A 23,497-nucleotide genomic window follows, 5' to 3' on the forward strand; every position below is an offset into this window, starting at 1 on the left:
GAGACGACATGACGCAGACGGAAGCGGGTGACGGAGGCGGGGCGCCCGACGGCGTCACCGTCACCGACACCGCCACCATGAAGCGCGCCGTCGGCGCGGCGGCGGTCGGCAACATCACCGAGTGGTTCGACTTCGGCGTCTACGCCTACCTGGCCACCACCATCGAGGAGAACTTCTTCCCGCCCGACAACCCGACCCTCGCCCAGGTCGGGGTGTTCGCCGGGTTCGCGGTGTCGTTCCTGGTCAGGCCGCTGGGCGGGCTGTTCTTCGGGCCGCTCGGCGACCGCATCGGCCGCACGAAGGTCCTCTCGATCACCGTCATCATGATGGCCATCGGCACGTTCCTGCTCGGGTTCATCCCGCCGTACGAGTCGATCGGCATCTGGGCGCCGATCCTGCTCGTGCTCTGCCGCGTCGTGCAGGGCTTCTCCACCGGCGGCGAGTACGCGGGCGCGATGACGTTCATCGCCGAGTACTCCCCCGATCGCCGACGCGGTTTCTTCGGCAGTTTCCTGGAATGCGGCACGTTCATCGGCTACGCGCTCGGCGCGACGGTCGCCACCGTCATCCCGCTGGTCTCGACGCCGGAGTTCGCGTCCACCTGGGCCTGGCGCATCCCGTTCTTCATCGCGCTGCCGCTGGGCATTGTCGGTGTCTATCTGCGCGTGAAGCTCGAGGAGACCCCGGCATTCCAGACATTGCTCTCGGAATCCGAGGAGCGCGAGGGGACGCAGGCCGGCGCCGGCATCAAGAAACTGTTCGTCGACTACTGGCCGGCGATGCTCGCGGCGGGCGGTCTCGTCGTCGCCTGGAACGTCCCGAACTACATGCTCACCAGCTACATGCCGACCTACCTCGAGGACAACGTCTCCGTGGTCGGCGGCATCGCCATCGACAGCACCACGTCGCAGTGGCTCCAGATCGGGGTCCTCTGGGTCGCGGTCTTCATCATCCCGCTGCTGGGGCGGCTGTCCGACCGGGTCGGCCGCAAGCCGATCCTGTGGACCGGCGCGGTCGGCACGATCGTGCTGGCCTTCCCGATGATCCTGGTGCTCAAGAGCGGGTCGGTGCCGCTGGTCGGCGTCGGGCTCGCGGTCATGGGCGCGCTGCTGATCTGCTTCTCGTCGACCTGCCCCTCGACGCTGCCGGCGCTGTTCCCCACCGAGATCCGCTACGGCGGCCTCTCGATCTCGTTCAACATCTTCGTGTCGGCCTTCGCCGGGACCACGTCGCTGATCATGACCGCGGTCGTGCTGGGCACCGGCTGGGCGTACTGGCCGGCCGTCTACCTGATCATCTTCGGCATCGCGGGCGTCGTCGTCCTGACCAGACTGCGCGACCCGGCGGGCAGGCCGCTGCCGGGGTCGCACCCGGCGGTGTCCACCGAACAGGAGGCCCGCGAGCTGGTCGCCTCGCGTCGCTGAGCCACGACGGTGGGTCGCCGGGTGTCGGCCCTCCCTGATCGCGGGCACGATGCTCCCGTGACTTCGTCCGCGTCAGGGCCGTCCGAGGACGCACCCGGCCCCACCGTCTTCGTCCTGTTCGGCGCCACCGGCGACCTGGCCAAGCGCCTGGTCCTGCCGTCGTTCTTCCGCCTGGTCCAGGAGAAGCTCCTGCCCGACGACTGGCGGCTGATCGGCAACGGGCGCCGCACCAAGACCGACGACGAGTTCCGCGACGAGGTCCGCGAGGCCCTCGAGCAGTTCGGCGGCCTGACGCCCGAGGACGGTCCCTGGGACGAGTTCGCCGCGGGGCTGCGCTTCGCCGGCGGCGGGTTCACCGCCGACGACCCCGGTGAGCTGCTCGACCGGATCGCCGAGGCCCGCGGCGAGATCGGGGAGGACGCCCAGCTCGTCCACTACCTGGGCCTGCCGCCGACCACGTTCGGCGAGTACACGCGTGCCATCGGGGCGCAGGGCCTCGCGCAGGGCTCGCGCGTGGTCTACGAGAAGCCCTTCGGCACCTCGCTCGAGAGCTTCCGCGAGCTCGACCGGGTCGTGCACGAGGTCCTCGACGAGTCGCAGGTCTTCCGCATCGACCACTTCCTGGGCAAGGAGGCCACCCAGGAGCTGCGGGCCCTGCGCTTCGCCAACGGCCTGTTCGGCAGCTCCTGGGACCGCCACCACGTCGCCGCGGTGGAGATCGACGTCCCGGAGACCCTCGACGTCGCCGACCGCGCCGAGTTCTACGACGCCACCGGCGCCGTGCTCGACATGCTCGTGACGCACCTGTTCCAGGTGGCCGCCGAGGTCGCGATGGACCCGCCGGCGTCGTTCCGCGCCGACGACGTGGCCGCGGCCCGCGACGAGGCCGTGCGGCACTTCCGCCCGCTGCAGCGCGACGAGGTGGTCCGCGGCCAGTTCGAGGGCTACCGCGACCTCGACCACGTCGCCGACGACTCCACCACCGAGACGTTCGTGGCGGCACGGCTGTGGATCGACACCGACCGCTGGCGCGGCGTGCCGTTCCTGCTGCGCACCGGCAAGCGGATGGCCGAGAGCCACCAGAAGGTCAACCTCATCTTCCGGGACCCCCAGGACGGCCCGGTCGACGAGCGCGACCTGCCGACGCGGGGCAACGTGCTGTGCTTCGACCTCGCCGGCGACGGGGCGCTGGCGCTGTCGATGAACGTCAAGACGCCCGGGGCCTCCTCGGAGCTCGGCACCACCTGGACCCAGATCCCGCTCGACACGCTGTCCGGCGGCGACCCGCTGCCCCCGTACGTGCGGCTGATCCACGACGTGCTCACCGGCGACCGCGCGCTGTTCACCCGACCCGACGGCCTCGAGGACGTCTGGATCGCGGCGGCCGAGGTGCTCGACGACCACCGGGCGCCCGAGCCCTACGCGCCCGGCTCCTGGGGCCCCGAGTCCGCCCTGCGCCTCGCCGACCCCGTCGGCTGGGTGCTCCCCGGCTAGTGCTCACGTGGGGCGGACCTGGAGCAGCAGGTCGGGGTCGATCGCGAAGTAGCCGGCGAACGGGGCCGCCTGGGCGCACAGCAGCGTCAGGGCCAGCGCCATCGCCGTCGCGAGCAGCGCGAGGGACACCCCGGCGCGCCGCAGCCGGTCGGCGTGGATGCAGCCCATGGCGGCGAGCGTCGTGAGCGCGACGAGGTAGAGCGCCGTCAGCCGCAGGGGATCGATCGCCGACCCACTGAGCACGAGGCGGGTCCGCCGGGACTCCAGGGCCTGGTCGACCGCGGTCACGAGGCGGTCCTGGGCCACCCGCTGCCCCTCGGTCTGCACCGGCAGCGACAGGACGGCCGCCTGCACGGCGACGAGCCGGGCGGGCGCGACGGTGAGCGTGGCGTCGCCGTCGGCCATCTCGGGCCACTCGTCGGTGACGTACTGGTCGATCTGCTCCGCGAGCAGCCGCTGCACCTCGCGGTGCTGCGCCGGGAACGCCCCCATCAGCAGGTCGACGTCGCGCAGCGCGCTCGCCTCCCGGCTCACGGCCGCCGCGGCGTCGTCGCGGTCGGCCCAGACGTCGGCGACGAGGAACCCGACGAGCAGGCCGAAGATCAGGCCCAGCGGGGAGAGCAGTCCCGGGCTCAGCGGCCCCAGCGACTCGCCGTGCCCCGACCGGCGCGCGAGCCACAGCCCGGCGAGGACCAGCGCCGCGCCCAGGTAGACCGCGGCGAAGACCACCAGCACCAGCACGGGCAGCGGCGCGTGCCCCGGCCACGCGATCATCCCCGCCCCCCTCCGGCCCATGTGAGCGAACTTCGGGGCTATAGCCCCGAAGTTCGCTCACGTGGGGGTCAGTGCTGGGCGCCCGGCTCGCCGGCGTACTCCGGGCCGGCGGCGGGACGGTTGGCCGGGTCGCTGCCGGCGGCGCCCTGGATCGCGCGCCACACCGTCTCCGGGGTCAGCGGCATGTCGACGTGCCGCACACCGAGGTGCGAGAGCGCGTCGACCACCGCGTTGTGCACGGCGGGCGTCGAGCCGATCGTGCCCGACTCGCCGATGCCCTTGGCGCCGAGCGGGTTGAGCGGGGTCGGCGTCTCGGTGTTCGTGGCCTCGTAGGAGATGAGGTCCGCGGCCGAGGGGATGACGTAGGAGGCGAGGTTGCCCGAGGTCGGGTTGCCGTCCTCGTCGTAGGTGACGCGCTCGAAGAGGGCCTGCGAGATGCCCTGCGCGATGCCGCCGTGCTGCTGGCCGGTGACGAGCATCGGGTTGAGGATGCGCCCGCAGTCGTCGACGGCGATGTGCCGGCGCAGCTTCACCATGCCGGTGTCGAGGTCGACGTCGACGACCGAGATGTGCGACCCGAACGGGAAGCTCGACTGGCCCTGCTCGAAGTCGAGCTGCTCGAGCAGCGGGCGCCCCTGGCCCCACTCGAAGCCCGAGCCGTCCTCGGACGCCGTCGCCACCTGCGCCCAGGTGACCTGGGCGTCGCCGACGCCCTTGACGCCGAACCCGCCCTCGCGGTGCTCGATGTCCTCGGGCGCGGCCTCCAGCATGTGCGCGGCGATCTCGCGGGCGCGCCCGACGAGCTTCTCCGACGCGGTCCAGATCGCGCTGCCGCCGGTCTGCAGCGACCGCGAGCCCGCGGTGCCGTTGCCGCTGCGGACCAGCGCCGTGTCGGACTGGACGAGGCGCACCTTCTCCATCGGCACCTCGAGGATCTGCGAGGCGATGTGGGTGAAGGCGGTCTCGTGGCCCTGGCCGTGCGCGCTCGTGCCCGCCATGACCGTGAAGGTGCCGTCCGGGTGGGCCTGCGCCGACCCGAACTCGACGTCGAGCCCCAGCGGCGCGGTGACCTCGACGTAGGAGGCGATGCCGATGCCCATGGCCCTGCGCGAGCCCTCGGAGCGCAGCTTCTGCTGCTCGGCGAGCAGCGCGTCGTAGCCCGCCGCCTCCTTGGCCGCGTCGAGCGCCTTGGCGTGCTCGGCGTTGTCGTACTGGGCCCCGGTGATGCTGGTCATCGGGAACTTGTCCGGCGTCAGGAAGTTCTTGCGCCGCATCTCCAGCGGGTCGACGCCGATCTCGTCGGCGGCCATGTCGATGATCCGCTCGAGCATCTGCGTGGCCTCGGGCCGCCCGGCGCCGCGGTACGCCCCGATCTGGGTCGTGTTGGTGGCGACGGCCTTCCACGTGAAGTCGATGGCCGGGATGTCGTAGACGCCCTGGGCCATCAGCTGGGTGAGGCTGGGCAGGATCGTGCCGAGGACGGGGTAGGCGCCCGCGTCGCCGATGGCGGTGGCGCGCAGCCCGACGATCGTGCCGTCGTTCTTCACGCCGAGCTCGACGTGCTGGACCTGGGCGCGCCCGTGGACCATCGAGAGCATGTTCTCGGAGCGGGTCTCGTTCCAGCGGACCGGCTTGCCCAGGGCGAGCGCGGCGGCGCCGACGATGCCCCACTCCTGGTAGGCGTGCATCTTCGGCCCGAACCCGCCGCCGACGCGCGGCGCGATGACGTGCACGTTCTCGCCGTCGATGCCCAGGTCACCGGCCATCGCGTCGCGCGCGCCGTGCGGGCCCTGGGTCGACAGGTACATCTTGATCCGGCCCTCGTCGCCCGGGATCGCGACGCAGGCGTTCGGCTCCATGGGGACGCCGGCGAGCTTCTGGTTGTAGAAGGTGCCCTTCACGACCGTGTCGGCCGCGTCGAAGATGCCCTCGACGTCGCCCGTCCCGGCCCCGGCGACGAGGTTCGACTCGAGCTCGTCGAACAGGCGGGGCGCGTCGTCGGCGAGCGCGGCCTCGATGTCGGTGACCGCGGGCAGCGGCTCGATGTCGGCGAAGACGGTCTCGGAGGCGTCGAGGGCCTGACCGGCGGTCTCCGCGACGACGACGGCGACGATGTCGCCGACGAAGCGCACCTTGCCGCGCGCGAGGGCCGGGCGGCTCATCGCGTCCGGGACGACGCCGGGCAGCCCGGCGCGGTCGTTCACGTTCAGCTCGCCGTCGGTGTAGACGGCGACGACGCCCGGCATCGAGCGCGCCTCGGAGGCGTCGATGCTCGTGATCGTGCCGTGCGCGATCGGCGAGCGGACGAAGACCGCGTGGAGCGAACCCTCGATCGGCAGGTCTCCGGTGTAGTCCTCGGCGCCCCGGATCAGACCCTTGTCCTCGGTGCGCTTGACCGAGTTGCCGAAGATCGAGGTGGTCCGGGTGGGGGTGATGGTCATGCGGGGGTCCTCCAGTGGTGCCCGTGCCGTGGCGATCAGAAGATCAGACCGACGCCCGCACGTCGAGTCGGCATTCGGCCCACCGGAACCCGGCGTGCGGCCAGCCGCGGTCCCGTCGGTCGTGCACGATCTGATCGTCGTCGTCCAGGTCGCCCACAACTATGGACGGGAACGCGGTCGCGGGCGACGATCCGGCGCCATGGACTTCGACGAGGCCCGGTCCGTCTTCTGTCAGCCGCGGACGGGGACGGTCGTCGACCCTCCCGTCGGGTCCGGGGCCGCCCGGCGCCTGCGGGACGCCGTCGAGCCGCTCGCGATGGTGACGGTGTGGAGCGACCCGGCCGCCGAGCAGAGCGGCGCGGCGGGCCTCGACTTCCTCGGCGGCTACGTCGGCGGGCGCGCCTCGGCCCTGGGCGACGTCGAGGGCTCGGTGGTCGCGGCGGCGTTCGCGGTGTTCGAGCCCGGTCTGGTGGGCGGGCTCTGGGACCAGGCGCGCGCCGCGTGCTCCGTGACCGACCTGCGCGCCATGCGCGAGCGGGCCGGCACCGCGGCCCTGCGCACCGTGCTGGCCGACGTGGGCGAGGCCGAGATCGACACGGTGGTCGAGGCGCTGCGCGTCGCGCTCGACCCCGCCGACGTCATCGGGCGCCCGCTCTACGCCGGGCTGTCCGCGCTGCCCTGGCCGCGGGACGCCCACGGACGCCTGTGGCACGCGACGACGCTGCTGCGCGAGCACCGCGGCGACTCCCACGTCGCCGCCTGCGTCGCCGCGGGCCTCGACGGCATCGAGGCGAACGTGCTGACCGAGCTGTGGGTCGGGTTCGAGCTGCTGGAGTACACCTCGACGCGCGGGTGGTCGCCCGAGGCCATGGACACCGCGCTCACGCGGCTGCGCGCGCGGGGGCTGCTGGACGGGGATGCGCTCTCCGCCGAGGGGCGCCGCCTGCGCGACCGGGTCGAGGCGGCCACCGACCGCGCCCAGCAGCCCGTCGTCGACGCCCTGGGTGACGACGTCGACCGCCTCGTCGACGCCCTGGGCGGCTGGTCGGGGGCCGTCGTGGCCCGTGGCTGGTTCCCGCCCGACCCCTACAAGCGCGCCGCCGGCTGAGTCAGCTCTCCGGCACGCAGCGCTCGATCTCGTCCAGCCAGATCGTCGCCGACGAGTCCGACGGCGCGCGCCAGTCACCGCGCGGCGAGAGCGACCCGCCGGCGACGACCTTGGGCCCGTTCGGCATGGCCGAGCGCTTGAACTGCGCGAATCCGAAGAACCGCTGCGCGAACACCTGCAGCCACCGGCGGATCTCGGCGAGGTCGTAGGCGCGGCGGTCGTCCTCCGGGTAGCCGGGCGGCCAGGAGCCCGCGTCGAGGTCGCGCCACGCGTGCCAGGACAGGAACGCGATGCGCGAGGGCCGGAACCCGTGCCGGAGCACCCAGTAGAGGTTGAAGTCCTGCAGGTCGTAGGGCCCGATCTTCTCCTCGCTCGACTGGATCTCCTCGTCGGAGTCGGCCGGCACGAGCTCGGGGCTGATCTCGGTGTCGAGGACGTCGGCCAGCACGGTGCTCACGTCGTCGTCGAACTGCTGCGAGCTGATCACCCAGCGGATGAGGTGCTGGACCAGGGTCTTCGGGACGCCGGTGTTCACCGTGTAGTGCGACATCTGGTCGCCGACGCCGTAGGTGGACCAGCCCAGCGCGGCCTCGGAGAGGTCGCCGGTGCCCAGCACGATGCCGCCGCGCTGGTTGGCGGCGCGGAAGAGGTAGTCGGTGCGCAGGCCCGCCTGGACGTTCTCGAAGGTCACGTCGTACTGCGGCTCGCCGCGGGAGAAGGGGTGCCCGAGGTTGCCCAGCATGAGCCGGGCGGTCTCGGTGATGTCGATCGTCTCGAAGGTGACGCCCAGGGCCTCGGCGAGGCGCTGCGCGTTCGACTTCGTCCGCTCGCCGGTGGCGAAGCCGGGCAGCGTGAAGGCCAGGATGTCCGAGCGCGGGCGCCCCGCGCGGTCCAGCGCCCGCGCGGCGACGATGAGGGCATGGGTGGAGTCGAGCCCGCCGGAGACCCCGATGACGATCTTCGGGTTGCCGATGGCCCGCATGCGCTGCTCGAGGCCGGCGACCTGGATGTTGTAGGCCTCGTAGCAGTCCTGCTCGAGGCGGGCCGGGTCCGACGGCACGAACGGGAAGCGCTCGACCTCCCGGCGGAACCCGATGTCGCCCGCCGGCGGGGCGAGCGTGAAGGAGACGGTGCGGAAGTCGCGGCCGTGGCGGCGGCGGTTGTCGTCGAACGTCCCCATGCGCAGGCGCTCGGAGCGCAGCAGGCGCAGGTCGACGTCGGCGACGGCGTGGCGCTCGCCGGAGGGGAAGCGCTCGGTCTCGGCGAGCAGCGCGCCGTTCTCGTGGATGCTCGTCTGGCCGTCCCAGGAGACCTCGGTGGTCGACTCCCCCTCCCCCGCCGCGGCGTAGACGTACGCGGCCGAGCAGCGGGCCGACGCCGAGCGCGCCAGGAGCTGGCGGTCCTCGGCGCGGCCGACGGTGATCGGGCTGCCCGAGAGGTTCGCCAGCACCGTCGCCCCGGCCAGCGCGGCCTGCGCACTCGGCGGGATCGGGACGAACATGTCCTCGCACACCTCGACGTGCAGCACGAGGCCGTCGACGTCGGCGGCCGCGAAGAGCAGGTCGGCGCCGAAGGGGACGTCGGCACCGAGCAGGGCGATCGTGCCGTCCTCCCCCGCGCCCGCGGCGAGCTGGCGCGGCTCGTAGAACTCGCGGTAGTTGGGCAGGTAGGTCTTGGGCACGACCCCCAGCACGCTCCCGCGGTGCACGACGACGGCGCAGTTGTAGATCCGGTGACGGTGGCGCAGCGGGGCGCCGACCACGAGCACCGGGGTGAGGTCCTCCGACGCGGTCACGACCTCGCCCAGCGCGTCGACGACGGCGTCGAGCAGCGTGTCCTGCAGGAGCAGATCCTCGATCGAGTACCCCGAGAGCGTCAGCTCGGGGAAGACGACGAGGCCGACGCCGTCGTCGTGACACTCGCGGGCGACGGCCAGCAACGACCTCGCGTTGGCCGCCGGGTCGGCGATCGTGGTGCGCAGCGTCGCGGCGGCCACGCGCACGAACCCCTGGTGGTAGACCGACGTGAAGGGCGGGGTGGGCATCGGTGGGGTCCTCCCGGGGGGCGACGACGCGGGCGAGCGTAGATCGCCCGCCCGCGCTGCGCCGGGAGGTCACACGATGGTCGAGGACGGGTCCGGCGGCGCGCTCGTCGTGCGCTCCGCCCCCTCCTCGGGCACCAGCGCCCAGGCGGCCAGGTAGGCGATCAGACCCACGAGGTGCCCGAACACGGCCAGGAGTACCGCGAGGACGCGCACGAGGGTGACGTCGAGGCCGGTGCGGGCGGCGATACCGCCGCAGACGCCGGCGATCCAGCGGTCACCGACGCTGCGGCGGAAGCCGAAAGTGGAGGGGGTGGGGCGGCTCTGCGGTGTGGTCATGGCTCCGAGCGTGCCGCCGCGCGCCGGCCCTGCCCTCGGGGTCGGTCCCGGGTTCGACCCTGGTCCGTACCCCGAGGTGGGGTGGCGTCCCCACCCGCCCCATCTGTCACGCATCGTCACGACCAACTGCTTGCGCCACGCGTAGTCATTCCTTCGGACTAGCCGTGGCGCCCAAATCTGACTTATTGTGACCGCCACCACTGGGCTCCCGGTGGACCACCACGAAGTGCGGGCGGCCCGGACGCGGTGTCGGGGACCCGCGGGAAGGGGTCGGCCGTGCGCACGACCTATCGGGTTCTGGCCTGGATCCTCGCCCTCGAGGTGGTCGTCCAGGCCGCGGCGATCGCGTGGGCCCTGTTCGGGCTGTCCACCTGGATCCAGAACGGCGGGGTGCTCGACGCGGCCGCCATGCAGGCCGAGCCCCAGTTCGACGGGGTCGTCGGCTTCATGGTCCACGGCATGAACGGCACGATCATCGTGCCGGTCGTGGCCCTGCTCCTGCTGGTCGTCTCGTTCTTCGCCAAGCTGACGCGGGGCGTCGCGCTGGCGGCCGCGCTGTTCCTCATGGTCGTGGCGCAGGTCCTGCTCGGGATGATCGCGCACGCGGTGCCGTCGCTGGGCATGCTCCACGGCGCGCTGGCCCTCGCCATCCTCGTCACCGCGGTGATGTCCGCGCGGCTCACGCCGGCGGCGCGCACCGTCGACGAGCGCACCGCCGCGGTCGTCTGAGCGGGCCGGACCGATGCTGCGAGCGCGGCGGCCGTTCCGGCGCACCCGGGGCCGCGGCAGGAGCCGCCGGACCCTGGTCGCCGTCGTCGCCGCGCTCGTGGTCGTCGTCCCGATCGCCTGGATGTGGGTCGACAGCCTGGCGCCGTCGACCTACTCGGTCGAGGACATGGGCACGCCGGACCTGGGCGGCGGTCCGGCCGGCACGGACCACGCCGCGCACGGCGGTGCGGCCGGCATCCCGGTCGACCAGCTGCGCGAGCCCCCGGGCCCCGCGGACGTCGACCTGATCCTCGTCGCACGGGCGGGGCGCGTGACGCTCGCGTCGGGCCGCGTGGTCGACGGCTTCACGCTCAACGGCACCACGCCCGGCCCCGAGATCCGCGCGGTGCAGGGGCAGATGGTGCAGGTGCGCCTGGTCAACGAGAACGTCGCCGAGGGCGTCACCCTGCACTGGCACGGCTACGACGTCCCGGCCGGCGACGACGGGGTGGCGGGCGTCACCCAGGACGCCGTGGGCATCGGCGGCTCCTTCGTCTACCGGTTCCGCGCCGACCAGGCCGGCACGTTCTGGTACCACTCGCACCAGGTCGCCGACCCGCAGGTCAAGGGCGGGCTCTTCGGCGCGCTCGTCGTCACCCCGCGCGAAGCGCTCGGCGACACGGTCGACACGACGGCGCTGACCCACCTGTACGCCGGCCGGCGCACCGTCAACGGCCTCGAGGGCGACGTGCCCGCCGCGGGCGCCCCCGGGCAGCGGGTGCGCGTGCGGGTCGTCAACACCGACAACGGGCCGGTCCAGGTGTGGGTCGGCGGCGCGCCCTACCGACTGGCCGCGATCGACGGCACCGAGGTCACCGGGCCCACCCCGTCGACCGACTCGCTCGCCGTCACCGCCGGTGGGCGCGCCGACCTCGAGATCGACCTCCCCGCCGACGGCGCGGGCGTGCGGGTCGAGCTGGGCGGCGCGTCGGCGGTCACCTTCGGGCGACCCCTGGCCCCGACACCGCGGCCGGCCGCCGAGCTCGACCCGCTGCACCACGGCACCCCCGCGGCGCTGCCGTTCGACCCGGCCGCCGCGACCCGGAGCTTCGACTACGTGATCGGCCGGCGTCCCGGGTTCCTCGACGGCACCCCCGGCCTGTGGTGGACGGTCAACGGTCACCTCTGGCCCGACGTGCCGATGTACGTGGTGCGCAAGGGCGACGTCGTCCGGATGCACGTCGAGAACGCCAGCGGCGAGCTGCACCCGATGCACCTGCACGGCCACCACGCCGTGGTGCTCGCCCGTGACGGCGTCCCGGCCACCGGCAGCCCGTGGTGGACCGACAGCATCGACGTGCAGGACGGCCACAGCGTCGACATCGCGTTCGTCGCCGACAACCCGGGCCTGTGGATGGACCACTGCCACAACCTGGCCCATCCCGGCGAGGGGCTGATCGCCCACCTCATGTACGAGGGCGTCACGACGCCCTACCGGGTGGGTGGCGACCCCCACAACGACCCGGAGTGACGCCGTCCCGGGGACGCGGGGATACTCGCCGGTAACCACGCGGTGCCCGGCCGGATCCCGGGACCGCCCGGAGGTGACCCCCGATGACCGCGCCGACCGCTCCCCCGGCCCCGCTCGCCCCGCTCGAGCCGGAGCCCTGGCTGGTCTCCCACGCCACCGCGTGCGCCGAGGCCGCGGCCACCGCGCTCGACCTGCTCGATGGCGACGAGGTCGAGACCCTGCCCGCCGCCGACGGGTTCACGCTCCGGGTGCTCGCCGACCCGCCCCGCGAGGTGCGGGCGCTGCGCTGGTCGGCCGCCGAGGGGTGGGAGGTCACAACCGACCCCGCGCTGCGCCGCGCGCCGCGGTGGCACCCGCTCGCGCTGCCGGCCGACGCCGATCCCGTGGTGCTCTGCGAGGTGCTGCGCGGCGGCGTCTGACACCCTCGACGCTGCTCCGCGCCCCGGGCCCTCGCCGGTGCGGGCCCCTCGTCCGCACCGGCGGTCCCGTCCGGGAACGTACCGGGCGGTCCGGTCGTCGTGAAGGTCGACACCGCACGACCCGCACCCCCGCCACCCGGACGTACGCACAATGACGTACAGCGCTCGCGCGCTGTCCGCCCGTAGCCTCGGCCCTCGACGTCCCCGCCATCGCGGACGCACGGGAGGCACCATGCGCGACCGGACGGACGACCGCCTCATCCAGGAGCCGCGCATCCGGCGCATCGTGCGCCCCCGCCCGAGCGCACCACCGCCCGACGAGCGCGGCGGCGTGCCGTCGCCCCGGGGGCCCGTGCGCGACGAGCACCCGGAGGACTGACAGTCAGCGGCCGTGGCCGCGGGCCCGTCCGCGCGGGGAGTGGTCGTCGCCGTTGCCGTTGCCGTTGCCCTGACCCGCGCGCGCCTGCGCCCGCCAGCGCTCGAACCAGCGCTCCCACTGCGCGGCCGCGCGCTCGGCGGAGGCGTCGCGCGAGCGCCGGGCCGAGGTCGCCCGCGTGGACGACGCGACCTCCTCGACGTCGTCGGCGGTGGCGGAGCGGGTGGCGCGCGAGGGCGTGGTGGTCGGGCCCGCCGGGATCACCGGCGGCGCCGCCACCGGGACCGGCATCGGCGCCGGGGGCGCGGCGGTGTCCGGGGCCGCGACGGGCGTCGGGTCGGACGTGCCGGTGGCCGCGGCCACGATCCCGGCCGCACCGAGCACGCCGACGAGCCCCGCACCCACCGCGGCGACCCGCCGCGTCGGGCGACCGATCCGGGCCGCGCGCGCCGGGCGGTCCGCGCCGGCGTCGACGGGCGTGACCATCCGCGTCGCGCGCCCGCGCGGGACCGCCGCGGTCGCGGTGCCCGCCCTCGCGGCGACGCGTCCGGGCAGCCGGAGCGGGCCGGTACGGGCGTCGTCCGCGGCGAGCGGCTCGGGCGTGACATCGGCCCCGAGCAGGTCGGAGCGCACGGCGACCACCGGCCCGACGCCCGTGGGGGGCCCGGCGTCGGCGTCATGGCTCGCGAGCATCCGGGCGGCGCGGGCGGCGTCGGGCCGGCGGGCGGGGTCGTGGTCGAGCAGGGCCCGCAGCACCGGGGTGAGGTCACCCGCGCGGCGGGCCGGGGTGACGACGCCGGTGGCGACGCGCGAGAGCACCTCGAGCGCGTTGCCGCCGTCGCCCGCGGGCGGGGCGCCCTCGAGGGCGGCGTAGAGCGTGGCGCCGAGCGAGAAGACGTCGGCCGCGGCGGTGGCGGTGCCGCCGCGGGCGAGCTCGGGGGCCATGTAGTGGGGGGTGCCGGCGACGAGCTGGTCGGCGGTGGCGGGGTCGGTGTCGACGACCGCGATGCCGAAGTCGGTGACCGTCACCGCGTCGCCGGCGCCGATCATGACGTTGGCGGGCTTGACGTCGCGGTGGACGATGCCGCGCTCGTGCATCGCGGCGAGGCCCTCGGCGATCTGGGCCCCGATCGACGCGACCCGCACGGGCGGCAGGGAGCCCTCGCGGTCGAGGAGGTCGGCGAGCGACGGGGCCGCCACGTACTCCATGACCAGGCAGACCTCGCCGTCGAGCTCGGTCATGTCGAAGATCGCGGCGAGGCGCGGGTGGTGCAGGCGCGCCGCGACGCGGCCCTCGCGGTGGGCGCGGTCGCGGATCTGCCGGGCGCGCTGGGCGTCGAGCGCCCGTCCCCCGTGCAGCCGCTTGATGGCGACGTCGCGGTCGAGCAGCTCGTCGTGGGCCCGCCAGACCGAGCCCGAGCCACCGCGCCCCACGGGCGCGATCAGGAGGTAGCGCCCGGCGACCAGGCGTCCGGGCTCGATGGTGGCCCGTGCGTCGCCGAGGGCGTTCGGCACCGAGGTCGGCGTCGACATACCCCTCCCTTCTGCTCCGTGACCGCCTATCGCGGGCCGTGACCTTTCCGTTACCGAATCTGACGACGAAAAATCGGGCCCCCCGATCGGGTGGCACGCATCCTCGCCCGGCCCGCGCGGGCGTCCGCACCCGACCCGCCCGCGACAGCGTGTGACGGGGGTCATCGCCGGCTCGGTGCGCAGCACCACAGCGATCACGGGCCCGTTCACGCCACATGCTCGGTACCGTCGGTACCCAGTACTTCAGGTACCGACCGACTCCCCCGACGCGGAAGGAACCCCGCCGTGGCCATCTCGGACATCAAGGAGTTCACGCACCTGAGCGAGGCCGACGTCGCGGCCATCGGGCGTGAGTTCGACGCGATCCGCCAGGAGGTCGAGGCCTCGCGCGGCGCGGACGACGCCGCCTACATCCGGCGCGTCATCGCCCTGCAGCGCCGCCTCGAGACCGGCGCGCGCATCGCGCTCGTCGGCAGCGTCCTGCCGCCGCTCTGGATCGCCGGCACCGCCGCTCTGGCCGCCTCCAAGATCATCGAGAACATGGAGATCGGCCACAACGTCATGCACGGCCAGTGGGACTGGATGAACGATCCGGAGATCCACTCGGCGCAGTGGGAGTGGGACAACGTCTGCCCGGCCGAGCAGTGGAAGCACTCCCACAACTACCTGCACCACACCTATACGAACGTCATCGGCAAGGACAAGGACGTCGGGTACGAGATCCTCCGCGTCCGCTCCGACCAGCCGTGGCACCCGTACTACCTGGGCCAGCCGCTCTACAACGCACTGCTGATGTTCCTGTTCCAGTGGGGCGTCGCGCTGCACGACCTCGACATCGAGGGCGCGGCGACGATGGACGCCGACCCCGAGCAGATGAAGGCCAAGCTGCGCCAGATCGGGCGCAAGGCCGGCAAGCAGGCGCTCAAGGACTACGTGTTCTTCCCGGCCCTGTCCGGCCCGTTCTTCCCGGCGACGATCGCGGCGAACGCGACGGCGAACCTCGTCCGCAACGTGTGGTCGTACGCGATCATCTTCTGCGGGCACTTCCCGGATGGGGCCGAGGTCTTCACGGAGGAGGAGCTCGACGGCGAGACGTGGGGCGAGTGGTACCTGCGCCAGCTGCTCGGGTCCGCCAACTTCACCGGCGGGAAGCTCATGCACCTCATGAGCGGCAACCTGGGCTACCAGATCGAGCACCACCTGTTCCCCGACCTGCCGTCCAACCGGTACCCGGAGATCGCGGAGAAGGTGCGCGACATCTGCGCCCGCTGGGACCTGCCGTACACGACCGGCCCGTTCCCGAAGCAGTTCTGGCAGTCGACGCGCTCGATCTGGAAGCTCTCGCTGCCGGTGGCCGGCGAGCTCAAGCGCTTCGTGGCCCGCCTGACCGGCCGCGAGAAGCCGGCCGCCGACGCCCCGGCCCCGCGCACCGAGCCCGCCGACGCCGTCGAGATCCGCGAGCCGGTGGCCGCCTGACCCTGTGTGAGCACTTTCCGGGCCCATGGGCCCGGAAAGTGCTCACATGACTACGCCGCCGGGTCGACCATGACGTAGTCGGCGGGCAGGGGCCTGCCGTCGAAGTGCGCCTCCAGCATCTCGCGCACGCCCTCGGCGATCTTGACCTGCGCCTCCTGCGTCATCCCCGAGCAGTGGATGGTCATGGCCTCGTGGCCCGTGGGCAGCGAGCGCCACGGGTGGTCGGCCGGCGCCGGCTGCGGGTACCAGGTGTCCCCCGCGTAGCCCGCGAGGTGCCCGGACTCGAGGGCCTCGACCAGCGCGTCCCGGTCGACGATGGCGCCCCGCGCGGTGTTTACCAGCCACGACCCCGGCTTCATCGCCTTCAGGCGCTCGGGGCCGAAGAGGGCCTGGCTGCCGTCCATCAGCGGCAGCGCCAGGCAGATCACGTCGGACTGCGCGACGAGGGTGTCGAGCCGGGCGTAGCGCACGCCCAGCGTGGCCTCCTCCCCCGGCGACCGGCGGTGGTTCGCGTAGTACAGCATCGTCACGTCGAAGCCCTTGAGCCGCAGCGCGGTGCGCGCACCGATCGCCCCGAGCCCGACGATCCCCACGGTCTTGCCCTCGAGGTCGTGCGACGGCGCCGACACCCCGGCGACGTCCCAGCCGCCCTCGCGGGCGTTGTCGTGGGCCGGGATGAAGTTCCGCACCAGGGCGAGGATCTGCAGCACGTTGTGCTCGGCGACGCTGACGACGTTGCTGCCGGTCACCTCGGCCACCGTGATGCCGTGCTGGCGCGCGGTCTCCGGGTCGGTGTGGTCGGAGCCGACGCCGGCGGTGAGGACCAGCTTCAGGTTCGACGCCTTCGCGACCCGGTCGGCGTCGAGGTACACCGGCCAGAAGGGCGTCGTGATCAGCACCTCGGCGTCGGCGAGCTCCTCGTCGAGCCCCGCACCGGTGTCGGTGGTGGTGACGAGCTCGTGGCCGCGGGAGGTGAGGAACTCCTGCAGCCCCAGCGCCTGGCCGGCGCTCGCCAGGACGTCACCGTCGGCGGCGTCGGACGGCGGGTAGGACACGTAGACGACCTTCATGCGGTCGGCTACCCGGCGCCCGCCGCCCGGGACACGGCGGTGTGACGTCAGCCGGGATGCGTCTCGCCGCCGGCCGGGGCCAGGACCTCGCCGCTGTAGTACGACGAGAGCCGGTCCGCCGCGAAGAACACGTACGACGGGGCGATCTCGTCGGGTGAGGCGGCGCGGCCGATCGGGGCCTGCGCGCCGAACGAGTCGACCTTGTCCTCGGGCATCGTGGCCGGGATCAGCGGTGTCCAGACCGGGCCGGGCGCCACGCAGTTGACCCGGATGCCGCGCGGGAGCAGCTGCTGGGACAGCGACATGGTCAGCGCGTGCACCGCGCCCTTGGCCGCGGAGTAGTCGAGCAGCGACTTGTTGCCGCGCAACCCGTTCACCGAGCCGGTGTTGATGATCGCGGCACCCTCCCCGAGATGCGGGAGCGCGTCCTTGGTGATCCAGAAGAAGCTCGAGACGTTCGTGGCGAACGTGCGGTCCCACTGCTCGTCGGAGAGCTCCTCGGGCCCGTCCACCGGGGTCTGCACCGCGGCGTTGTTGACCACCAGGTCGAGCCCGCCGAGCTCGTCCACGGCGCGCTGCACCATGCGGGCGCAGTGGTCGCGGTCGGCGATGTCGCCGGGCAGCCGCACGCAGCGCCGCCCCTTGCCCTCGACGAGCTGCTGGGTGTGCGTCGCGTCGTCGCCCTCGGAGAGGTAGCTGATCGCGACGTCGGCGCCCTCCTCGGCGAACGCGATCGCCACGGCGCGCCCGATGCCGGAGTCGCCGCCGGTGATGAGCGCGCGGCGCCCGGCCAGCAGGTCGCGCCCGACGTAGCCGCGCATCTCGTCGGTGGGCTCGGGGTCCATCGCGCCGGTGCTGCCCGGGTAGGTCTGCTCCTGCGGAGGAGGTTGCTCGGAGGTCATGCGCGGCGGCTTGACGCCCGCGCCCGGGCCCGAAACACCGGACCCGGGCACGGACACCCGTCACCGCAGGGACGCGATCTTGTCCAGCACCGTCTTGCGGTTCTTGGTGCGCCGCTCGTAGGCGTCGACCTTGCCGAGGTCGCCCGCCGACAGGCCCTCGACCGCCTTGGCGGCGTCGGCCGCGTTCAGGTCGTCGTAGTTCTCGATCGGCAGGTCGTCCTCGACCGACACCGCGCCCTTGGCCTCGCCCTCGGCCGTCGCCACCCCCGGCACCCGGCGCGCCTGCTGCGCGGCCGCCCCGGTGACCCCGCTGAAGCCCTGTCCCAGCCGCTGCAGCAGCGCCGGGAAGGCCTCGGCGAGCTCGCGGGTGAACGACGCCTGGGCCCGCGCGAACGCCTGGACCCACTCGGCCGTGCGGTCGCCGGCGGCCTCCTCGGCCTCGGCGAGGTTCTCCAGGAGCTCCTTGTAGGCCCGCAGCGACTCCTCGCCGCCCTGGCGGGCGCGATCGACGATCTGCTCGTTGAGGCTCCGGACCTGCTCGACCACCTGCTCGACCCTCGGGTTGCCCGCCATGTCGCTCCTCCTCGTCGGCCCCGACTCGTGTGTGTGCGTCGTTACCCCGAACCGTGCACCCCCGAACAGGCGAGCGGAAGGGACCTTCCGGACGCCGAGGGAGGTGTCAGGAAACAAAGTTTCCCAGCACGAAATCCGCGTGTGACGCGCCTCCCATCGACACCTACAGTGGTGGCCGCGGCAACAGCGTTCGGAGGGTTGATCAATGCGCAAGCCACGCCACGTCCGGATCACGGAACCCCTGGTCCGGGAGAACGGCGCCCTGCGGCCGGCGAGCTGGGACGAGGCGCTCGAACGCGCGGCCGCCGGCCTGCGCGGGGTCTCCCCAGAGGCGTTCGGCATGTTCAGCTGCTCGAAGGCGACCAACGAGATGAACTACGCCGCGCAGAAGTTCACGCGGGTGGTGATGGGCAGCAACAACGTCGACAGCTGCAACCGCACTTGACACGCTCCCAGTGTCGTCGGTCTGACGACGGTGTTCGGTGCCGGCGGCGGCACCTCCGCCTACGTGGAGGCGGAACACGCCGACCTGCTCGTGCTGTGGGGCTCCAACGCGCGTGAGACCCACCCGATCTTCTTCCACCACGTCCTGCAGGGGCTGCGCAACGGCGCCCGCATGTACTCGGTCGACCCGCGCCACACCTCGACCGCGCACTGGGCCGACGCCTGGCTCGGTCTCGACGTCGGCACGGACATCGCGCTGGCCAACGCCATCGGGCGCGAGATCATCCACGCGGGCCTGGTGAACCACGCGTTCGTCGACCGGTCCACCTCCGGCTACGACGACTACGCCGCGGCCGTCGAGCCCTACACGCTCGAGCGCGCCGAGGAGATCACCGGCGTGCCCGCCGCGACGATCAAGGAACTGGCGCACGCCTACGCGCGGGCCGACCGCGCGCAGATCTGCTGGACCCTGGGCATCACCGAGCACCACAACGCCGCCGACTACGTGTTCGCGCTGATCAACCTCGCGCTGCTCACCGGGCACGTCGGCCGCTACGGCTCGGGGCTGGTCCCCCTGCGCGGGCAGAACAACGTGCAGGGCGGCGGCGACATGGGCTCGATCCCGGCCAAGCTGCCCGGCGGCTACGACCTCGGCGACGACGAGGCGCGCCACCGCTTCGAGACGGCGTGGTCGACCCCCGAGCACCCGGTGACGCTGCGCTCCGAGCCCGGCATGCACCTCTCGCAGATGTTCGAGGCGATGGAGCGCGGCGAGCTGCGCGCGCTCTACTGCATCGGCGAGAACCCCGCCGAGTCCGAGGCCAACGCGGCCCACGCCCGGCACATGCTCGAGGGGCTCGACTGCCTGATCGTGCAGGACATCTTCCTCACGGCCACGGCCCAGCTCGCCGACGTCGTGTTCCCGGCGACGGCCGACTGGTGCGAGTACGAGGGCACGGTCACCAACTCCGAGCGCCGGGTCCAGCGCGTCCGCAAGGCGATCGACCCGCCGGGGCAGGCCCGCCCGGACACCCACATCATCTGTGCGCTGGCCACCGCGCTCGGGCACGACTGGGGCGAGCCGACGGCCGAGGAGGTGTGGGACGAGCTGCGCTCGGTCTCGCTCAACTGGCACGCCGGCATGAGCTACGAGCGGCTCGACGCGCTCGGCGGAATCCAGTGGCCGTGCCCGTCGCTCGACCACCCGGGCACGCCGCTGATGCACGCCCGGCTCTGGGCCGACGACCCCGCCGACCGGGGCCGGCCGGCGCCGTTCACGCCGGTGGAGCACGTCGCGCCCGTCGACGCCCTCGACGCCGACTTCCCCATCCGCCTGACCACGGTGCGGGTGCTCGACGCCTACAACTCCGGGGTGCAGACCGGCGGGTACTCCTCGCCGCTGCGCCGCCGCGAGTCGCTGCGCATCGACGCCGACGACGCCGCCCGCCTCGGCATCGCCGACGGCGAGCGCGTGCGGGTGGTCTCGCGGCGCGGTGCCGTCGAGGCACCGATCGCCGTCGATCCGTCACTGCGCCCGGGGCTGGCCTCGTTCACGCCCCACTTCACCGAGGAGGTGGACGTCAACGTGCTGACCAACGACGCCTGGGACCCCAAGTCGGGGACCTCGGAGTTCAAGGCCACGGCGGTCCGAGTCGAGAAGTTGTCCGAGCGCGCCCCCGCACTGCCGGTGGCAGGAAGCTGACGGATGGATCTGCACCTCTCGAAGGCCGAACCCACCACGCTCGAGCAGGAGACGATCGACGCGGCGTTCGGCGACCTCGTGGGCCCGTCGAGCCGGGAGGACCGGCCGACGCGCTCGCACCACGCGGGCCACGACGCCCGCGCCCGCCGCCACCTGCTGCTGCCGGTGCTGCACGCCGTGCACGACGCCGTGGGCTGGATCTCCGAGGGCGCGCTCAACCACGTGGCGCGCACGCTCTCGGTCCCGCCCGCGGAGATCTACGGCGTCGCGACGTTCTACGCGATGTTCTCCGTCGAGCCGCGCGCACCGCACGTCGTGCACGTCTGCGACGACGTGGCGTGCGGCCCGTACGGCGGCGAGGAGATCATCGAGACGCTCACCGGTGAGCTCGGTGCCGAGGGCGCCGGGGACGACGTCTGCTGGGTCCGCTCCCCCTGCCTGGGGCTGTGCGAGCGGGCGCCCGCGGTGCTCCACCAGCGCACCGGCGAGCGCGACCTCAGCCAGGCCCCGGCCACGCCGGACGCCGTCGTGGCCGCGGCGCGGACGGCCGACGCGGGCACCGCCGAGGCCGCCGACGCGGTCTTCGACGACACCCGGGTCAGCGTGCCGCAGTCCGGGCCGGGGGCGCGTCTGCCCAGCGGCAGCCCGCTGCGGCTGCTGCGCCGGATCGGGGTCGTCGACCCGGAGAGCCTCGACGACTACCGCGCGCACGGTGGCTACGGGGCGCTGCGCCGGGCCGTCGAGTTCGGCCCGACGCGGGTCATCACCGAGCTCGAGGACTCCTCGCTGATGGGACGCGGCGGCGCCGCCTTCCCGACCGGCGTGAAGTGGAAGGGCGTCGCCGGCGCCCCCGAGCGGCCGCACTACCTGGTGTGCAACGCCGACGAGTCCGAGCCCGGCACCTTCAAGGACCGCGTGCTGATGGAGTCCGACCCGTTCGGGCTCATCGAGGCCATGACGATCGCCGGGTACGTGACGGGCTCGCGCACCGGCTACCTCTACATCCGCGGCGAGTACCCGCTGGCGACGCGCCGGCTGGAGAACGCGATCGCGGCGGCCCGCGCCCGCGGCTTCCTCGGCGAGGACGTCATGGGCGAGGGCTTCGCCTTCGACATCGAGCTGCGCCGCGGCGCCGGGGCCTACATCTGCGGCGAGGAGACCGCGCTGCTCGAGTCGATCGAGGGCTTCCGCGGCGAGCCGCGCAACAAGCCGCCGTTCCCGAGCGTCAACGGCCTGTTCGGCAAGCCGACCGCGATCAACAACGTCGAGACGCTCTACAACGTGCTCGGGGTCCTCGACATCGGCGGGCAGGCGTTCGCCGAGATCGGCGGCGGGCGCTCCACGGGTACGAAGCTCTTCTGCGTGTCCGGGGCGGTCGGGACGCCGGGCGTCTACGAGGTGGAGTTCGGCACGACGCTGCGGGAGCTGCTCGACCTCGCCGGCGGCGCGCGGGGCGACCTGCGCACGGTGCTGCTGGGCGGCGCCGCGGGCGGGTTCGTCATGCCGGAGAACCTCGACGTCCCGCTCACCCTGGAGGGCACGCGCGAGATCGGGGCGACGCTCGGGTCGGGCGTGGTGCTCGTGTTCGACTCCCACGCCGACCTCACCGGCACGCTGCGCCGGATCGCGGCGTTCTTCCGCGACGAGTCGTGCGGGCAGTGCGTGCCGTGCCGCGTCGGCACGGTGCGGCAGGAGGAGGCGCTCGCGCGCCTCGAGCGCGACGCCCCGCTCGGGTCCCGCGAGACCGAGCTCGCCCTGCTCGACGACCTGGCGCGCGTGATGCGGGACGCGTCGATCTGCGGCCTCGGCCAGACCGCGCCCGCGGCCATCGCCTCGGCGCTGGACCTCGGGCTGCTCGACCGGCCCTCGAACGGGTCGCGCAACGGAAGGGTGCCCAGCTCATGACCACCACGGGCAAGGGACCGGTCGGACCGGAGGGCGGGTCGACCGCCCCCGCGGACGAGCCGATCGACGGACCCACCGAGGCGTCGGGCGGCGCGGCCGTCGCCACCACCACGGAGACGGGGCCCCCGCCGGGCGAGCGCACCGACGGCGACACCGACGTCCCCGCGCCGGTCGGGCCGACCGTCATCGACCCGGTGGCGCCGGCCCGCGGTCCCGAGGAACGCCTGGGCTCCGGCCCGGTGATGCTCGGGACGATCAAGCGCCGGGTGACGGTGAGCCTCGACGGCCGCGAGGTGCGGGTGCCCGAGGGCACGACGATCCTCGGCGCCCTGCACGACGAGGGCACCCCGGAGCAGGCCGACACCCCGACGTTGTGCTGGGCGCCGAACATGGACCCGATCAACGCCTGCCGGGTCTGCGTGGTCGAGGTCGAGGGCTCGCGCACGCTGGTGCCGTCCTGCGCACGGAAGTGCGAGGACGGCATGGAGGTCCGCACCGACACCGAGAAGGTCCGCCACAGCCGGCGCATGGTGCTCGAGCTGCTGGGGTCGTCGGTGGCGATGGACCGGGCGAGCGCGGACGTCCAGCGCTGGATGGACGAGTACGGCGTCGACACCGAGCGGTACGGGCCGTTCGCCGAGCCCGCCGCGGCCGGCGAGCGCGACCGTCGCCACCCGGGCCACCATCACGCCCCCGACGGGTCCACCGCGGCCACCGTCGCCCAGCCCGTCAAGGTCGACAACGACCTCTACGTGCGGGACTACTCGCGCTGCATCATGTGCTACAAGTGCGTCAACGCCTGCGGGACCGACGCGCAGTTCACGTTCGCGATCGCCGCGGCCGGGCGCGGGTTCGACGCCCGCATCGCCACCGAGTTCGACGCCCCGTTGCCCGAGTCGGCGTGCGTCTACTGCGGCAACTGCATCGGCGTGTGCCCCACCGGCGCGCTGGTGTCGCGCCGCGAGTACGACCTGCGCGAGGCCGGCGACTGGCACCCCGAGGAGGAGACGGTCACCACCACGATCTGCTCCTTCTGCGGGGTGGGCTGCAACCTCGAGCTGCACGTCCAGCAGAACGAGATCGTCAACGTCACCAGCCCGTCGGACCACTCCGTGACCCACGGGCACCTCTGCATCAAGGGGCGGTTCGGGTTCCAGCACGTGCAGAACCTCTGAGCCGTCCGGCCCCGTCACCGACAGCGTCCGGCCGAACACGCGCGGCCATGGGTCGCCATCAC

At 73.3% G+C, this 23,497-nt stretch carries 19 protein-coding genes; 11 read left to right on the top strand and 8 right to left on the bottom strand.

Going from position 1 to position 23,497, the window contains the following annotated elements; all coding sequences use genetic code 11:
- The first annotated feature begins 8 nt into the window (after positions 1-8).
- Both ACFPK1_RS22645 and ACFPK1_RS22650 read left to right on the top strand, forming a co-directional pair.
- Positions 9-1,424 carry an MFS transporter gene (locus ACFPK1_RS22645; RefSeq protein WP_378023207.1) on the top strand — a complete coding sequence of 472 codons (1,416 nt, stop codon included), beginning with the start codon at positions 9-11 and terminating at the stop codon, positions 1,422-1,424.
- A 57-nt stretch (positions 1,425-1,481) separates the two neighbouring features.
- Complete coding sequence (locus ACFPK1_RS22650; protein ID WP_378023208.1) at positions 1,482-2,918, top strand: glucose-6-phosphate dehydrogenase; 1,437 nt, start codon at positions 1,482-1,484, stop codon at positions 2,916-2,918.
- Positions 2,919-2,921: 3 nt separating this feature from the next.
- Here ACFPK1_RS22650 and ACFPK1_RS22655 read toward each other — a convergent pair whose 3' ends face one another.
- Positions 2,922-3,692, bottom strand: coding sequence for a bestrophin-like domain (locus tag ACFPK1_RS22655; protein WP_378023209.1), 771 nt, complete (start codon positions 3,690-3,692; stop codon positions 2,922-2,924).
- Between the two features lie 68 nt (positions 3,693-3,760).
- The gene (locus tag ACFPK1_RS22660) at positions 3,761-6,133 is read right to left on the bottom strand and encodes a xanthine dehydrogenase family protein molybdopterin-binding subunit (RefSeq protein ID WP_378023210.1); all 2,373 of its coding nucleotides are present in this window, start codon (positions 6,131-6,133) and stop codon (positions 3,761-3,763) included.
- Between the two features lie 199 nt (positions 6,134-6,332).
- Between ACFPK1_RS22660 and ACFPK1_RS22665 the strand changes: the two genes are divergently transcribed.
- Positions 6,333-7,241 carry an SCO6745 family protein gene (locus tag ACFPK1_RS22665; protein WP_378023211.1) on the top strand — a complete coding sequence of 303 codons (909 nt, stop codon included), beginning with the start codon at positions 6,333-6,335 and terminating at the stop codon, positions 7,239-7,241.
- Position 7,242: 1 nt separating this feature from the next.
- On the opposite strand, the gene ACFPK1_RS22670 is transcribed toward ACFPK1_RS22665, so the two are convergent.
- Together ACFPK1_RS22670 and ACFPK1_RS22675 are read right to left on the bottom strand one after the other, a co-directional pair.
- A complete protein-coding gene (locus tag ACFPK1_RS22670) occupies positions 7,243-9,285 on the bottom strand; it encodes an NAD(+) synthase (protein WP_378023212.1) in 2,043 nt (680 codons plus the stop codon).
- A gap of 69 nt (positions 9,286-9,354) precedes the next feature.
- Entirely contained in the window at positions 9,355-9,621 is a 267-nt protein-coding gene (locus ACFPK1_RS22675) for a PspC domain-containing protein (RefSeq protein ID WP_378023213.1), read from the bottom strand.
- Between the two features lie 276 nt (positions 9,622-9,897).
- Here ACFPK1_RS22675 and ACFPK1_RS22680 point away from each other — a divergent pair, with 276 nt between their 5' ends.
- From ACFPK1_RS22680 to ACFPK1_RS22695, 4 genes are all read left to right on the top strand, one after another.
- Positions 9,898-10,350 (top strand): hypothetical protein, encoded by a 453-nt coding sequence (locus ACFPK1_RS22680; protein ID WP_378023214.1) that lies wholly within the window; start codon positions 9,898-9,900, stop codon positions 10,348-10,350.
- 13 nt (positions 10,351-10,363) lie between these two features.
- A complete protein-coding gene (locus tag ACFPK1_RS22685; RefSeq protein ID WP_378023215.1) occupies positions 10,364-11,860 on the top strand; it encodes a multicopper oxidase family protein in 1,497 nt (498 codons plus the stop codon).
- An 83-nt stretch (positions 11,861-11,943) separates the two neighbouring features.
- On the top strand, positions 11,944-12,279 hold the full coding sequence (locus ACFPK1_RS22690; protein WP_378023216.1) for a hypothetical protein: 336 nt from the start codon (positions 11,944-11,946) through the stop codon (positions 12,277-12,279).
- Between the two features lie 232 nt (positions 12,280-12,511).
- Positions 12,512-12,658, top strand: a complete 147-nt coding sequence (locus ACFPK1_RS22695) for a hypothetical protein (RefSeq protein ID WP_378023217.1) — start codon at positions 12,512-12,514, stop codon at positions 12,656-12,658.
- Positions 12,659-12,661: 3 nt separating this feature from the next.
- Here the strand turns inward: ACFPK1_RS22695 and ACFPK1_RS22700 are convergent, their stop codons facing one another.
- Positions 12,662-14,188 carry a protein kinase domain-containing protein gene (locus tag ACFPK1_RS22700; protein WP_378023218.1) on the bottom strand — a complete coding sequence of 509 codons (1,527 nt, stop codon included), beginning with the start codon at positions 14,186-14,188 and terminating at the stop codon, positions 12,662-12,664.
- 285 nt (positions 14,189-14,473) lie between these two features.
- On the opposite strand from ACFPK1_RS22700, the gene ACFPK1_RS22705 reads away from it, so the two are divergent.
- The gene (locus ACFPK1_RS22705; protein WP_378023219.1) at positions 14,474-15,664 is read left to right on the top strand and encodes a fatty acid desaturase family protein; all 1,191 of its coding nucleotides are present in this window, start codon (positions 14,474-14,476) and stop codon (positions 15,662-15,664) included.
- A 50-nt stretch (positions 15,665-15,714) separates the two neighbouring features.
- On the opposite strand, the gene ACFPK1_RS22710 is transcribed toward ACFPK1_RS22705, so the two are convergent.
- From ACFPK1_RS22710 to ACFPK1_RS22720, 3 genes are read right to left on the bottom strand one after another with little or no spacing between them, the layout of a single operon-like run.
- Entirely contained in the window at positions 15,715-16,734 is a 1,020-nt protein-coding gene (locus tag ACFPK1_RS22710; RefSeq protein ID WP_378023220.1) for an NAD-dependent formate dehydrogenase, read from the bottom strand.
- A 47-nt stretch (positions 16,735-16,781) separates the two neighbouring features.
- The gene (locus ACFPK1_RS22715; protein WP_378023221.1) at positions 16,782-17,636 is read right to left on the bottom strand and encodes an SDR family oxidoreductase; all 855 of its coding nucleotides are present in this window, start codon (positions 17,634-17,636) and stop codon (positions 16,782-16,784) included.
- Between the two features lie 60 nt (positions 17,637-17,696).
- Complete coding sequence (locus ACFPK1_RS22720) at positions 17,697-18,209, bottom strand: hypothetical protein (protein ID WP_378023222.1); 513 nt, start codon at positions 18,207-18,209, stop codon at positions 17,697-17,699.
- A gap of 205 nt (positions 18,210-18,414) precedes the next feature.
- Between ACFPK1_RS22720 and ACFPK1_RS22725 the strand changes: the two genes are divergently transcribed.
- The 3 genes from ACFPK1_RS22725 to ACFPK1_RS22735 are packed head-to-tail and all read left to right on the top strand — an operon-like array spanning position 18,415 to position 23,435.
- Positions 18,415-20,355, top strand: coding sequence for a molybdopterin oxidoreductase family protein (locus ACFPK1_RS22725; RefSeq protein ID WP_378023223.1), 1,941 nt, complete (start codon positions 18,415-18,417; stop codon positions 20,353-20,355).
- 3 nt (positions 20,356-20,358) lie between these two features.
- Positions 20,359-22,260 carry an NAD(P)H-dependent oxidoreductase subunit E gene (locus ACFPK1_RS22730; RefSeq protein WP_378023224.1) on the top strand — a complete coding sequence of 634 codons (1,902 nt, stop codon included), beginning with the start codon at positions 20,359-20,361 and terminating at the stop codon, positions 22,258-22,260.
- On the top strand, positions 22,257-23,435 hold the full coding sequence (locus ACFPK1_RS22735) for a 2Fe-2S iron-sulfur cluster-binding protein (protein ID WP_378023225.1): 1,179 nt from the start codon (positions 22,257-22,259) through the stop codon (positions 23,433-23,435). The genes ACFPK1_RS22730 and ACFPK1_RS22735 overlap by 4 nt, the downstream gene beginning before the upstream one ends.
- The last annotated feature ends 62 nt before the right edge of the window (positions 23,436-23,497 follow it).

It is taken from the genome of Actinomycetospora rhizophila, from assembly GCF_042657905.1.
In the GTDB taxonomy this organism is placed as follows: domain Bacteria; phylum Actinomycetota; class Actinomycetes; order Mycobacteriales; family Pseudonocardiaceae; genus Actinomycetospora; species Actinomycetospora rhizophila.

Coding starts and splice junctions, on each gene's coding strand:
- ACFPK1_RS22660 (WP_378023210.1), bottom strand. CDS start 6,133: ATGACCATCACCCCCACCCGGACCACCTCGATCTTCGGCAACTCGGTC.
- ACFPK1_RS22715 (WP_378023221.1), bottom strand. CDS start 17,636: ATGACCTCCGAGCAACCTCCTCCGCAGGAGCAGACCTACCCGGGCAGC.
- ACFPK1_RS22720 (WP_378023222.1), bottom strand. CDS start 18,209: ATGGCGGGCAACCCGAGGGTCGAGCAGGTGGTCGAGCAGGTCCGGAGC.
- ACFPK1_RS22670 (WP_378023212.1), bottom strand. CDS start 9,285: ATGCCCACCCCGCCCTTCACGTCGGTCTACCACCAGGGGTTCGTGCGC.
- ACFPK1_RS22710 (WP_378023220.1), bottom strand. CDS start 16,734: ATGAAGGTCGTCTACGTGTCCTACCCGCCGTCCGACGCCGCCGACGGT.
- ACFPK1_RS22695 (WP_378023217.1), top strand. CDS start 12,512: ATGCGCGACCGGACGGACGACCGCCTCATCCAGGAGCCGCGCATCCGG.
- ACFPK1_RS22735 (WP_378023225.1), top strand. CDS start 22,257: ATGACCACCACGGGCAAGGGACCGGTCGGACCGGAGGGCGGGTCGACC.
- ACFPK1_RS22700 (WP_378023218.1), bottom strand. CDS start 14,188: ATGTCGACGCCGACCTCGGTGCCGAACGCCCTCGGCGACGCACGGGCC.
- ACFPK1_RS22685 (WP_378023215.1), top strand. CDS start 10,364: ATGCTGCGAGCGCGGCGGCCGTTCCGGCGCACCCGGGGCCGCGGCAGG.
- ACFPK1_RS22655 (WP_378023209.1), bottom strand. CDS start 3,692: ATGATCGCGTGGCCGGGGCACGCGCCGCTGCCCGTGCTGGTGCTGGTG.
- ACFPK1_RS22730 (WP_378023224.1), top strand. CDS start 20,359: ATGGATCTGCACCTCTCGAAGGCCGAACCCACCACGCTCGAGCAGGAG.
- ACFPK1_RS22690 (WP_378023216.1), top strand. CDS start 11,944: ATGACCGCGCCGACCGCTCCCCCGGCCCCGCTCGCCCCGCTCGAGCCG.
- ACFPK1_RS22645 (WP_378023207.1), top strand. CDS start 9: ATGACGCAGACGGAAGCGGGTGACGGAGGCGGGGCGCCCGACGGCGTC.
- ACFPK1_RS22665 (WP_378023211.1), top strand. CDS start 6,333: ATGGACTTCGACGAGGCCCGGTCCGTCTTCTGTCAGCCGCGGACGGGG.
- ACFPK1_RS22675 (WP_378023213.1), bottom strand. CDS start 9,621: ATGACCACACCGCAGAGCCGCCCCACCCCCTCCACTTTCGGCTTCCGC.